At 67.0% G+C, this 13,298-nt stretch carries 5 protein-coding genes; 4 read left to right on the forward strand and 1 reads right to left on the reverse strand.

The window, feature by feature from the left end; all coding sequences use genetic code 11:
* Nucleotides 1-7,220, reverse strand: a 7,220-nt coding sequence (locus tag PTT45_RS21545; protein WP_273816046.1) for a beta strand repeat-containing protein, incomplete at its 3' end; no start/stop codon positions are given.
* 378 nt (nt 7,221-7,598) lie between these two features.
* Between PTT45_RS21545 and PTT45_RS21550 the strand changes: the two genes are divergently transcribed.
* From PTT45_RS21550 to PTT45_RS21565, 4 genes are all read left to right on the forward strand, one after another.
* Nucleotides 7,599-8,297 carry a response regulator gene (locus PTT45_RS21550; RefSeq protein WP_273816047.1) on the forward strand — a complete coding sequence of 233 codons (699 nt, stop codon included), beginning with the start codon at nt 7,599-7,601 and terminating at the stop codon, nt 8,295-8,297.
* Nucleotides 8,294-9,622 carry a sensor histidine kinase gene (locus tag PTT45_RS21555; RefSeq protein WP_273816048.1) on the forward strand — a complete coding sequence of 443 codons (1,329 nt, stop codon included), beginning with the start codon at nt 8,294-8,296 and terminating at the stop codon, nt 9,620-9,622. Before PTT45_RS21550 ends, PTT45_RS21555 begins: the two co-directional genes overlap by 4 nt.
* A gap of 89 nt (nt 9,623-9,711) precedes the next feature.
* A complete protein-coding gene (locus PTT45_RS21560) occupies nt 9,712-11,661 on the forward strand; it encodes a TonB-dependent receptor domain-containing protein (protein ID WP_273816049.1) in 1,950 nt (649 codons plus the stop codon).
* 367 nt (nt 11,662-12,028) lie between these two features.
* Nucleotides 12,029-13,192, forward strand: a complete 1,164-nt coding sequence (locus PTT45_RS21565) for a type III PLP-dependent enzyme (protein ID WP_273816050.1) — start codon at nt 12,029-12,031, stop codon at nt 13,190-13,192.
* Nucleotides 13,193-13,298 lie beyond the last annotated feature (106 nt).

The raw sequence follows: 13,298 nt of genomic DNA on the forward strand, positions 1-13,298 counted from the left end.
ACGTTCAGCGTGCCGTTGCTGACGCTGGTGCCGCCGCCGTAGGTGCTGGCGCCGCTGAGGGTCAGGGCGCCGCTGCCGACCTTGTCCAGGCCGCCGGCGCCACCAATGACGCCGCCGAAGCTGCTGTTCTGGTTGTTGCCACCCAGGCCGAGGGTGAAGCCGTTGTTGACGGTCACGCCCCCCGCGCCAGCCAGCGCACCAATGGTCTCGTTGCCGCTGACCAGCAGCTGGGTGCCGCTGGCCAGGTCGACCTGGGTGGTATCCGCCAGTGCGCTGCCGCCACTGACTTCGAGGTTGCCGGCCTGCACGCTGAGCGGCCCGGTGAAGCTGTTGCTGCCGTTGAGGGTGGTGGTGCCAGCACCGGTCTTGGTCACGCCGCCGCTGCCGGAGATGCTGCCGGCGTAGGTGCCGTTGCCGGTCTGCGTGATGTTGATCAGGGCGTTGTTGACGATGTCGGTGACCAGGTTCTGCGCGCCGCCCTGCAGGGTGCCAGCGTTGACCGACAGGGTGCCGCCATAGCCGCCGTTGCTACCGCCGAGGGTGAGTACGCCGTTGCCATTCTTGATCAGCGCGCCGTTGCCGCTGAGGTTGCCGTTCAGGCCGAGAGCATTGTTGCCATTGAGGGTCAGGGCGCCATTGAGGGCGATATCGTTGCCCAGGTTCATCGCGCCGCTGGTGCTGAGGTTGGCCGGGCCGCCGACCGTCAGAGCACCGCTGCCCAGCGCATTGGCGTTGCCGAGCAGCAGGCTGCCGGCATTCAGGCTGGTGTTGCCGCTGTAGCCACTGTTGTTGCCGTTGAGGGTCAGGCTGCCGGCGCCATTCTTGATCAGTGCGCCGCTGCCGCTGAGTACGCCCGTCAGGCCCAGGTCCTGGCTGCCGCCGAGAGTAAGGGTGTTGCCGAGGGCGATGGCATTGCCCAGATTCAGCGTCTGGCTAGCGTCGAGGCCAGCGGCGCCGGTGACATTCAGCGTGCCGCTGCCCAGGGCACTGCCGTTGCCGACGATCAGGTTGCCGCTGCCAAGGGTGGTGCCGCCGGCATAGGTGTTCACGCCATTGAGGGTCAGGTTGCCGGCGCCATTCTTGATCAGCGCGCCGTTGCCGCTGACCACGCCGCCCAGCGCCAGGGCCTGGCTGCCGTCGATGGTCAGGGTGTTGCCCAGGCCGATGGCATTGCCCAGGGCAATGCCGGTGCTGGCGTTGAGGCTGGAGGCGCCGGTGACCGCGAGCGCGCCGGTGCCGAGGGCGGTGTTGTTGCCGAGGGTCAGGCGCCCGCCGTTGAGGGTGGTGCCGCCGGCATAGCTGTTGGCCGCGGAAAGGGTGAGGGTGCCGGCGTCGTTTTTCACCAGCGAGCCGTTGCCGGCGACTATGCCGTTGAGGCCGAGGTTGCTGGCGCCGACGATGGTCAGCGTGTCGTTCAGCTGCACGCCATTGCCGAGGCTGAGCGCAGTGTTGCTGCCCAGGTTGGCGGCGCCGGCCACGGTCAGGGCGCCACTGCCCAGCGCCGAGGCGTTGCCGACGATCAGGCTGCCGGCATTCAGCGTGGTGCCGCCGCCATAGCTGCTGGCGCCGTTGAGCACCAGGGTGCCGGCGCCGTCCTTGCTCAGGCCGCCGCTGCCGCCGAGGCTCTGGCCGAGGGTGAAGACGTTGCTCGCGCTGGCGATGTCGAAGCCGCCACCGCCGGCCTGCCAGGTGATGTCGCGGCTGGTACCGGTGAAGGTGTTGCCGGTCACGCGCAGGGTGCCGCCGTTGAACAGCAGGTCGCCGCCGGCATCGCCCAGGTTGGCGTCGCTGGCGACCTGCAGCACGCCCTCGCTGAGGGTGGTGTCGCCGAGGTAGTCGTTGGTGCCGCCGAGGATCAGGGTGCCGAAGTCGCGCTTGTTGATGCCGCCGCTGCCGGTGATGCGCGTGGCGATGGTGGCCGTGGCGTTGGGGTCGACCCGCACCACCAGGCTGCTGCCCGCCGCGGCCAGGCTGCCGCTGCCGCCGAGGGTGTAGCCGTCACTGACGAACTGCAGGCCGGTGGTGACCTGGTTGCCGACGACGTTGACGTTGCCGGCGGTGCCGGTGAACACGGCGAAGCCGTTGTTCCACACTTCCTGGGTGATGCCCGCCTGGTTGGTCCAGGTGCTCAGGCCGCCCCAGGTGCCGCTGCCACCGAGGATGCCGCCGAGGGTGTCGGCGGCGGAGTCCCAGAATTGCAGGGTGCTGCTGCCGTCCTGCAGCACCAGGTTGACCTGGCCATCGATGGCGGTCTGGATGGTCGCCAGGTTGCTGCCAGGCAGGGAGCCTAGCGCCATGCCGTTGTCGGTGAGCTGGCCCGCGGCGTAGTCGAACAGGCGGTAGGTGCCGAGGCCGAAGCCGCCGGCCGCGTTGACGTTGAGGGTGCCGTCGAGTACCAGGGCGCCATTGACCCGCACCAGGCTCTGGCTGGTGGGGGCGCCGAGGGTGGCATTGAGTTGCGAGCCGGCATTCAGGCTGAGGCTGTCGACGGTCAGGGTCTGCCCGCTGCTGGCGGCGAGTGCGCCGCCGTTGGCGACGTTCACCGCGCCGGCGATGGTGCCGGTGCCGGTCAGGGTCGCGCCGTTGCCGACCGCGACGCCGCTGCCCAGCGCGCCGGTGACGTTGAGGGTGCCGTTGCTGACGTTGGTGCCGCCGCTGTAGGTGTTGGCGCCGCTGAGGGTCAGGCTGCCGCTGCCGACTTTGTCCAGGCCGCCGGCGCCACCGATGACGCCGCCGAAGGTGCTGTTCTGGTTGTTGCCGCCCAGGCCGAGGGTGAAGGTGTTGCCGAGGGTCACGCCACCGGTGCCGGTCAGCGAGCCGATGGTTTCGTTGCCATTGATCAGCAGGCCGCTGCCGCCGGCCAGGTTGATCGCCAGGTTGTCGGCCACCGCCGTACCGCCATTCAGCGCGACGCTGCCAGCCTGCACATCGAGGCCGCCGGTGAAGCTGTTGCTGCCGCTCAGGGTCAGGGTGCCGGCGCCGCTCTTGATCACGCTGCCGCTGCCGGAGATCAGACCGCCATAGGTGCCGTTGGCGGCCTGGGTGATGTTGACCAGGGCGTTGTTGACGATGTTGTTGACCAGGTTCTGCGCACCGCCCTGCAGGGTGCCGGCGTTGACCGCGAGGGTGCCGCCGTAGCCGCCATTGCTGCCGCCGAGGGTGAGCGTGCCGCTGCCGTTCTTGATCAGCGCGCCGCTGCCGCTGAGGGCGCCATTGAGGCCGAGGTTGTTGTTGCCGTTGAGGCTCAGCTCGGCGTTCAGGGCGACGGCGTTGCCCAGGGTCAGCGGGCTACTGGTGCTGAGGGTCGAGACGCCGTTGACCGTCAGCGCGCCGCTGCCCAGTGCGGTGTTGCTGCCGAGGATCAGGTCACCGCCGGCCAGGTTGGTGCCGCCGGCATAGGTGTTGTTGCCGCTCAGGGTCAGGCTGCCACCGCCGCTCTGGCTCAGGCTGCCGGCACCGCTGAGCACGCCGCCGAAGGCGAGGGCATGGCCGGCTGTGTTTACGTTGAGTCCTGCTCCCAGCTGCACGGCGTTGTTCAGGCTGTAGTCGGCGTTGCTGCTGAGGGTGGCATTGCCGCCCACGGCCAGTGCGCCGCTGCCCAGGGCGTTGGCGTTGCCCAGGGTCAGGGTGCCGGCGTTGAGCTGGGTGCCGCCGTGGCTGTTGCTGCCGCTGAGCAGCAGGTTGCCGGCGCCGTTCTTGATCAGTGTGCCGCTGCCGCTGAGCGCGCCGCTCAGGCCCAGGTCATGGCTGCCGGCGAGGGTCAGGTTGGCGCCGAGGCCGATGGTATTGGCCAGGCTCAGGTTGCGGTTGCCGTCGAGGGTGGCGGCGCCGCTGACAGTGAGTGCGCCGCTGCCGAGGGCGCCGTTGTTGCCCAGGGTCAGGCTGCCGCCCGCCAGGTTGGTGCCGCCTGAGTAGGTGTTGGCGGCGTTCAGAGTCAGTGCGCCGGCGCCACTCTTGATCAGGCTGCCGCTGCCATCGAGCACGCCGTTGAGGGTCAGCGCCTGGGTACCATCGATGGTCAGGCCTGCGCCGAGGCTGAGGTTGTTGGCCAGCGCGACGGTGTTGTTGGCGTTGAGGCTGGCGGTGCCGGCGACGTTGAGCGTGCCGAGGCCGAGGGCGGTGTTGCTGCCCAGGCTCAGGCGCCCGCCGCTCAGCGTGGTGCCGCCGGCGTAGCTGTTGTTGCCGGAGAGGGTCAGGGTACTGCTGCCGTTCTTCACCAGCGCTCCACTGCCGGCGATTGCCCCGGTGAGGCCGAGGTCATGGCTGCCGGGCACGCTGAGGGTGCCGTTGAGCTGCACGGCATTACCCAGCGCGAGGGCGCTGCTGCTGTCCAATGTGGCGGCGCCACCGACGGTGAGTTGGCCGCTGCCGAGCGCCGTGGCGCTGCCGACCACCAGGCCGCCGTTGTTCAGCGTGGTGCCGCCGGCGTAGGTGTTGGCGTTGCTGAGGGTGAGCACGCCACTGCCGTTCTTGACCAGCGCGCCGCTGCCGGACAGCACGCCGTTGAGCGTGGTGTTGTTGGCCCCGGTCAGGCCCAGGGTGGCATTGAGGGCGATGGCGTTGGCGATCACCCGGTTGGCGGTGCTGCTCAGGGTCGAGTTGCCGGCCACGGTGAGGGCGCCGCTGCCGAGCGCGGCGTCGCCACCGAGGATCAGGGTGCCGGCATTCAGGGTGGTGCCGCCGGCGTAGTTGCTGTTGCCGGAGAGGGTCAGGCTGCCGCTGCCGTTCTTGATCAGACTGCCCGCGCCGCTGATGTTGCCGCTCAGCGTCTGCGCGTGTGCGCCGCTGTCCAGAGTCAGCGCAGCGCCTAGGGCCACGGCGTTGCTCAGGCTGTAGTCGCCGCTGCCGGTCAGGGTGGCGGCGCCGCCGACGTTGAGCGGGCCGCTGCCGAGCGCGCCGTTGCTGCCGATGTTGAGGGTGCCGGCGTTGAGGGTGGTACCACCGCTGTAGATATTGGCGCCGTTGAGCGAGAGCACGCCACTGCCGTTCTTGACCAGGCTGCCGCCGCCGCTGACCACGCCGTTGAGGCCGAGGTCATGGCTGCCGACCAGGGTCAGCGCATTGCCGAGCACCACCGCGTTGTTCACGGCCAGCGCCGCGCTGCTGTCCAGGGAGCTGGCGCCAGCCACGTTGAGCGCGCCGCTGCCCAGGGCGCCAGCGTTGCCGAGGGTCAGGCTACCAGCGTTCAGCGTGGTGCCGCCGGCATAGCTGTTGGCGCTGTTGAGGGTCAGGTTGGCGGCGCCATTCTTGACCAGGCTGCCGTTGCCGCTGATGGCGCCATTGAGGGTCAGGTCCTGGGCGCCGGTCAGGCCGAGCGCCGCGTTGAGCGCGATGGTGTTGTTGACCACGCGTGCGGCGGTGCCGGTCAGGGTGGCGTTGCCGGCGACGGTCAGCGCACCGAGGCCGAGGGCGGCATTGCTGCCCAGGTTGAGGGTGCCGGCATTCAGCGTGGTGCCGCCGGAGTAGCTGTTGAGGCCGGACAGGGTCAGGGTGTTGTTGCCGCTCTTGACCAGCTGGCCGGTGCCGGTGATCGCCCCGGTCAGCCCGAGGTTGTAGGCGCTGTTGACGGTCAGGGCATCGTTGAGCAGCACGTTGTTGCCGAGGTTGAGCGCTTGCGAGCTGCTCAGGCTGCCGGGGCCGTTGACGGTCAGCACGCCGCTGCCGAGTGCGGCGCTATTACCAGCGCTGACGGTGCCGGTGTTGAGGATGATGCCGCCCTGGAAGGTATTGGCGCCGTTCAGGGCCAGGGTGCCGCCACCGATCTTGGTCAGCGAGCCGGTGCCGCTGACCACGCCGTTCAGCGTCATGTCGTTGCTGCCCGGCAGGCTCAGGGCATTGCTCAGCACCACATTGTTGGCCAGCGTGCGCGCCGCGGTGCCGGCCAGGTTGCTGGCGCCGGTGACGGACAGAGTGCCTGTGCCCAGCGCCAGGTCGTTGCCCAGCAACAGGCCGCCGGCGCCAAGGATGGTGCCGCCGCTGTAGTTGTTGCCGCCGGAGAGGGTCAGCACGCTGCTGCCGTTCTTCACCAGTGCGCCGCTGCCGCTGATCGCACCGCTCAGGCCGAAGTCGTTGCTGCCCTGGGCGGTCAGCCCGCCGCTGTCCAGGCTGATCACGTTGGTCAGTACCAGCCCGGCGCTGCCGGCCTGGATCGCGCCACCGTTGCCGGTCAGCAGGCCGCTGCCGAAGGCGCCGGCGTTGTTGAAGATGACCAACCCGCCATTCAGCAGGCTGCTGCCGGAAACCGGTGTGCCGCCGAGCGTCCAGGTGCCGCTGTTGACCCGCAGGTTGCCGAAGTTGATGTAGTTGGCGCCGTCGATCACGCCGCTGCCGCTGATACCGCTGCCGGTGCCGCTGACGGCGTTCTGCAGGATCAGCGTGTTGTTGCCGCCAGCGCCGCCATCGATCACGCCGGGAGCGGAGAAGCCCAGGCCGAGGCCGGCGATGTTGAGGATGTTGAGGTTGGCGCTGGCGCCGTTGGACACCGTCGAGCCGGTGACGGCGGTAAAGGTGTTGGCGCTGTTTGCGCCCATGTTCACGCTGCCGTTGATGGTGCCGGCATTGATGAAGGTGTTGCCGGGTAGCGATGCCTGGAAACCGACCCGGCCATTGATGGTGCCGGTGTTGATCATGTTGACCTGGCCGCCACCGTAGATGGCGACCTGCGGGGTGTCTGCCTGCAGCACCGTGACGTTGGCCAGCACGTTGGAACCGATGATGCCGGCGTTGTTGATGTTGGTTACGCCGCCGGCGCCGTTCTGCACGCGGATGGCGAAGCCGGAGAGGTTGAGCAGGTCAACGGCGACGCCGGTGGTGCCGTTGATGGTGCCGGTGCTGAGGTTGTTGATGGTGACGGTGCTGGCGTTGGTGTTGCCGATCACCACGCCATTGTTGAGCACCGACAGGCCGAGCAGGCTCGGGTTGATGATCCCGGCGTTGTGCAGGGTGACGTTGTTGCCGGTCATGGTCATCGCCGTGCCGAGCAAGCCGAGCAGGGCCGATGCCCCTGCGCCGTTGTTGACCGTGGCGGTGAGGTTGTCCTTGGTGCTGGAGAACGGAGCGAGCCCGCTGGCTACCGTGGCGCAGGTGACGGTGGTGCTACCGAGCGGTAGAACGCAATCCGCCTGAGCCCCGCTCGCCGCCAGGAAGGCGGCAAACAGCAATGAGAGCTGCGCAGGGCATCTTTTCGAATCGCGCAGCAATGTCGATTGCCAAAAGTCCATTTACTGACTCCCCCCGGCAGGGGATTTCCGCCCTAGCGAACGACCGGCGCACTGCTTAAAGACACCCTGTAATCCACGTTCTTGTTCGAGTGGTTATGTTTCCAACCTAGAGTCATTTCGCCACCACGCAAGTCGATGGCGGCGCTTATGGATGAGCGGTCGTTTCCTGGCGAAACGGCCAGGTTGCTGCACGGGCTCTGTAGCGGCTTTCTCCGCCGAAAACGGCAAGTGGTCAGAAACTGCCGGCTCGGTCAGGTGAGGCGTAACGGCGCAGGCGAGCCGGCATTCGTCGATTTCGCTGCGGGCTCATCTGTCGTAATCTATTTGAGAATTATTATTATGTATGCCGCCGGTTTCCCGGTGGCGGGGGAGTTCCCTATGTCGGCCAACCTGGCCCGCATCCTCATCATCGAGGACGACACCACCCTGTGCGCCCAGCTCGGCGAGCTGCTGCGCGGCCAGGGCTATGCCACCCGTTGCAGCCACCTGGGCGAGGACGGCCTGGCCATGGCGCTGGAAGAACAGCCGGACCTGGTGCTGCTCGACGTGCTGCTGCCGGACATCAGCGGCCTGGTGGTGCTGCGCCGCCTGCGTGAACAGCAGCAGACGCCGGTGATCATGCTCACCGCCTGCGGTGCCGAGGAGGAACGCATTCGTGGCCTGCGCCACGGCGCTGACGACTACCTGCCCAAGCCGTTCAACATTACCGAGCTGCAGCTGCGCATCGACGCGGTGCTGCGCCGTACCCGCCCGGTCGAGGCCGCCCGGGGCGTGCAGCCGAGCAGCCTGCAGATCGATGAGCTGCACCTGGATCGCCATGCCCAGCAGGCACGGGTTGGCGAATGCCAGCTGACGCTGACGCCGATCCAGTTCCGCCTGCTCTGGCAACTGGTCAGCCAGCGTGGCGAGGCGCTGAGCAAACCGTACCTGTATCGCGTGGTGCTGGAGCGCGAATACAGCAGCTACGACCGCGGCCTGGACATGCACGTCAGCCGCATCCGCCGGCGCCTGGTCGAGGCTGGCCTGGGCGCCGACCGCCTGCAGACCCTGCACGGCCGCGGGTACGCCTTCGCATGAAACGGCAACTGTTCTGGAAGCTGTGCATCGTCATCGCCGTCGGCAGTGTGCTGCTGTTCTGGCTGATCGCCCGCCTGGCCTGGCAGACCGAGGAGCGCATGAGCTTCATCGACGCCGAGCACCAGCAGACCCTGCGCCACTACGGCGCCCAGGCCGAGGCGCTGTACCGCGCCGGTGATCACGATGCGCTGGCGCGCTGGCTGACCACCCTGCAGGAACAGGAGCAGACCTGGGCGGCGGTGGTCGAGTCCGAGGTGCATCCGCTGGCCGGCAGCGTGCTCAACGAGCGTTTCACCGAGGGCTTCAGCCTGGGCCGTGATGTGTCCTGGAAGATCCACCTGTATTTCCCGGAGAACCCGATCATGGATCTGCCGTTCGCCGACGGCAAAACCCACTTTCTGATCATCCTGCCGCAGCGCATGCGCCCCGGCCTGTACTGGCACCAGGTCTGGCTGCTGCTGCAGTTCGTCGTACCGCTGGCCATGCTGGTGGGCGTGTGCTGGCTACTTTATCGCCACCTGATGCAGCCGCTCGGGCGCCTGGAGCAGGCGACCCGGCAGTTCGCCGAGGGCGGCTACGGCGTGCGCGTGCGCTCGCTGCTCGGCTCGCGTAACGACGAGCTGGCCAACCTGGCGGAGACCTTCGACGCCATGGCCGAGCGCACCGGTCAGCTGATCATCGACCAGCGCCAGCGCCTGGCCGACATGTCCCACGAGCTGCGCACGCCGCTTACCCGCATCGAGATGGCGGTCAGCCTGGCCGAGCAGGACCCGGGCAACGACCGCCTGCTCGAGCGTATTCGTGGTGAGTGCGGCGAGATGCGCCGCCTGGTGGAAGACGCCCTGACCCTGGGCTGGCTGGAGAACGAGCGCCCCGATTTGCGCGACGAGACCCTCGACCTCACCGAGTTGGTCGACAGCATCCTCGACGATGCGCGTTTCGAATTCCCCGACCGCCGCCTGGTCGCCGAGCTACCGGGCGAGGCGCCGCTGGCCGGCACCAGCCAGCGGGCGCTGGGCCAGGCCATCGAGAACGTGGTGCGCAACGCTCTGGACCACACCCCGCCAGGCGGCGAGGTGCGGGTGGCGCTGGAGCATGGCGAGCGCGGCTTCCGCCTGACCGTCACCGACCAGGGCCCAGGCGTGCCCGAGCAGTGGCTGGAGCGGATATTCAGCCCGTTTTTCCGCGTGTCCGGCGAGCGCGCCGGCTTCGGCCTCGGCCTGGCCCTGGCCGAGCGCCAGGTGCAGGCCACCGGCGGGCGCATCCTGGCGCGCAACCTGGCGGGCGGCGGCCTGCAGCTGGAGCTGCAGTTACCAGGCGCGTAACAGTTGTAAAAGTGATTTCCTCCCGCTCGGCTTGAGGCGAATATTTCTCAGTTGAGAAATATTCACATCTGAAGTCGAGGCCACCACCCATGCAGTACCGCCCCTTCCGTCTTTCCCTGCTCGCCGCCGCTATGCTGGCGGCCGGTCTGGCCCAGGCCGCCGAGGCAGAAGACCCGGCCCTGGCATTGGATGCCGTCGAAATCAGCGGCCAGACCGACCGCGCCGAGACGGTCGAGGCCGAGCAACTGGAGCACCTCCAGGCCACCGACCTGCAGGACGTGTTCGAGTCCAACCCCGAAGTCACCGTCGGCGGTGGTGCCGGCGTGGCGCAGAAGCTCTACCTGCGCGGGATGGAAGACACCATGCTGAACATCAGCATCGATGGTGCCCAGCAGGCCGGACAGACCTTCCACCACACCGGGCGCATCGGCATCGAGCCGGAGCTGCTCAAGCGTGCCGAGGTGCAGGCCGGCACCGGTGATGCCACCGCCGGCCCCGGCGCCCTGGGCGGCTCGATCCGCTTCGTGACCAAGGACCCGGACGATCTGCTGCGCGAGGGCGAGCAGGCCGGCGCGTTGCTCAAGAGCGGCTACTTCAGCAACGGCGAGGGCTACAAGACCAGCGCCAGCGTGTTCGGTCGCTTCAACGAGGACTGGTCGGCCCTGGCCGTGGGCAGCTACCAGGACCAGAACGACTACGAGAACGGCGACAACGACGACGTGTTCGGCACCGCCGCGCGGCAGAAGCTCGGCTACGCCAAGCTGGTCGGCAAGCTCAGCGAGGAGCAGACCCTGCGCCTGAGCTACGAGCAGCGCCACGACGACGGCGAGCGCACCCAGCGCCCGCAGTGGATCGTCAGCGGCTTCAACCCGCTGTACCCGCTGAGCACCGAGCGCGAGACCTGGACCCTCAACTACGCCTTCCAGTCCAAGGACAACCCGCTTCTGGACGCCGAGCTGACCGCCTACCACACCGAGACCGAGTTGGAGCAGGACGGCCGCTTCGGCCTGTACTACGGCACCACCCGCAGCGACGGCTTCGACCTGCGCAACACCAGCCATATCGGCAGTCACAGCCTGACCTACGGCGTCGACTACCGCGACGACAAGGGCACCCTCGGCCCGGCCGGCGATCGCTCGCTGGACAGCGAGACCGGCAACGTCACCGGCCTCTACCTGCAGGACGCCTATCAGGTCACCGAGCGCCTGCTGCTTGGCGCCGGCCTGCGCTACGACCGCTACGAGCTGGATGACCGCGACGAGCAGAGCTTCGACGACGACGGCGTCAGCCCCAACCTCAGCCTGCGCTACCAGCTGACCCCGGAGCTGGCCCTGCTCGCCGGCTACGCCGAGGCCCTGCGCGGCCCGCAGGTGCGCGACGCGTTCAAGCTCGACTCCTCCGGCAACGATCCGGACCTCAAGGCGGAGAAGGCCAAGACCAGCGAAGTCGGCGCCGAATACCGCCTCGGCGGCCTGGAGCTGTCGGCCAAGGGCTACGTCACCCGCATCGAAGACGCCATCGCCGACCCGCTCGGCCGGCCCAACCTGTACGTCAACGTCGGCGACCTGAAGAGCAAGGGTGTGCTGCTGCAGAGCGCCTACCACTGGCAGCGCCTGAGCGTCGGCCTGAGCTACCACCACAATGACGCCCGCGTCGATGGCGAGCGCCTCAACGTCTACGAGTACAACGGCCTGGGTACCAGCATCGGCGACACCTGGACCACCTTCGCCGACTACCGCATGAGCGACAGCCTGTCGTTCGGCTGGCAGGGCCGCTTCGTGCAGGCCATCGAAGACCTCGACACCGGCGTCGGCGAGATCGACAAGCCGGGCTACGGCGTGCACGACCTGTATGCCGAATGGCAGCCGATGCAGGACGACCGCCTGGCGCTGACCCTGACCCTGAAGAACGTCTTCGACAAGACCTACCTGGATCACGCCAGCAACGAGGACTTCGAGCACATCACCGACTACGAGGGTGTGCGCGGCTCCGACGAGCCGGGTCGCGAATTGCGCCTGGGCGTGGCCCTGCGCATCTGACCCCATCACGTTGTGCCAAGGCCCGCCGGCGCTCGCCTGCGGGCCTTTTTTGTGCAGCATTTCTGACGTTTTGTTTGGGATAAAAAACAATCAATCGGACAAGCGACAAACGAGTGCAAAACTGCGGCAACTTTTGATTGCTAACACGGAATCTTGGTCCTAAAGTTCGCGCCCGAACGCTCATGCTGGAAACGATCCATCCGGCTCAAGTACTGACGACGAGAGGCTTTCGCACCGCGAGAGTCATCGGCGACATGCCTTGGGAAGTAGGCGAACCAAAGTGGGGAAACTGATCAGGCGTTCGCGGCTCGAACCTAGAGCCACTCCCTCATTTCAATAACGTGTTTTGCCATTTGGAGTCCCGAGCATGTCGATCAAGGTCGAAGACTATTTCGCACCCGAAACTTTCAAGCGCATGAAGGCGTTTGCCGATCAGCAGGAAACCCCCTTCGTGGTGATCGACAAACAGACCATCTCCAATTCCTACGATCAGCTGGTCAACTGCTTCCCCTTCGCCAAGATCTACTACGCGGTGAAGGCCAACCCGGCCATCGAGATCACCGAGCTGCTGCGTGACAAGGGCTCCAACTTCGACATCGCGTCGATCTACGAGCTGGACAAGGTCATGAGCGCCGGCGTCGGCCCGGAGCGCATCAGCTACGGCAACACCATCAAGAAAGCCCGCGACATTCGCTACTTCTTCGACAAGGGCGTGCGCCTGTTCGCCACCGACTCGGAAGCCGACCTGCGCAACATCGCCAAGGCCGCGCCGGGCTCGAAGATCTATGTGCGTATCCTCACCGAAGGCTCGACCTCGGCCGACTGGCCGCTGAGCCGCAAGTTCGGCTGCAACCCGGACATGGCCTTGGACCTGCTGATCCTGGCCAAGCAGCTGGGCCTGGTGCCATACGGCATCTCCTTCCACGTCGGCTCGCAGCAGCGCGACATCGACGTCTGGGACGCCGCCATCGCCAAGGTCAAGGTGATCTTCGAGCGTCTGAAGGAAGAAGACGGCATCACCCTGCAGATGATCAACATGGGTGGCGGCTTCCCGGCCAACTACATCCAGCGCACCAATGACCTGGAAACCTACGCCGAGGAAATCACCCGCTTCCTCAAGGAAGACTTCGGTGACGACCTGCCGGAAATCATCCTTGAGCCGGGCCGTTCGCTGATCGCCAACGCCGGCATCCTGGTCAGCGAAGTGGTCCTGATCGCGCGCAAGTCGCGTACCGCCGTGGAACGCTGGATCTACACCGACGTGGGCAAGTTCAGCGGCCTGATCGAAACCATGGACGAGTCCATCAAGTTCCCCATCTGGACCGAGCGCAAGGGCGAGATGGAAGAAGTCATCATCGCCGGCCCGACCTGCGACAGCGCCGACATCATGTACGAGAACTACAAGTACGGCCTGCCGCTGAACCTGGCCGCCGAGGACCGCCTGTACTGGCTGTCCACCGGCGCCTACACCACTAGCTACAGCGCGGTGGAATTCAACGGCTTCCCGCCGCTGAAGGCGTTCTACCTGTAAGAACCTGTTCACGATCTTTTGGATTAGAGCCAGACAAGGCCTAGGCGGCCCCGCAAAAACGCCCGAGGAAGCGCAGTTTACGAGTGGTAAATGAGCATTCCGAGGG

The organism is Pseudomonas sp. Gutcm_11s (assembly GCF_028649395.1).
Taxonomy (GTDB): domain Bacteria; phylum Pseudomonadota; class Gammaproteobacteria; order Pseudomonadales; family Pseudomonadaceae; genus Aquipseudomonas.

Bases quoted from the DNA above. Each gene is read 5' to 3' on its own strand.
- PTT45_RS21560 (WP_273816049.1), top strand. From the start codon at position 9,712: ATGCAGTACCGCCCCTTCCGTCTTTCCCTGCTCGCCGCCGCTATGCTG.
- PTT45_RS21550 (WP_273816047.1), top strand. From the start codon at position 7,599: ATGTCGGCCAACCTGGCCCGCATCCTCATCATCGAGGACGACACCACC.
- PTT45_RS21555 (WP_273816048.1), top strand. From the start codon at position 8,294: ATGAAACGGCAACTGTTCTGGAAGCTGTGCATCGTCATCGCCGTCGGC.
- PTT45_RS21565 (WP_273816050.1), top strand. From the start codon at position 12,029: ATGTCGATCAAGGTCGAAGACTATTTCGCACCCGAAACTTTCAAGCGC.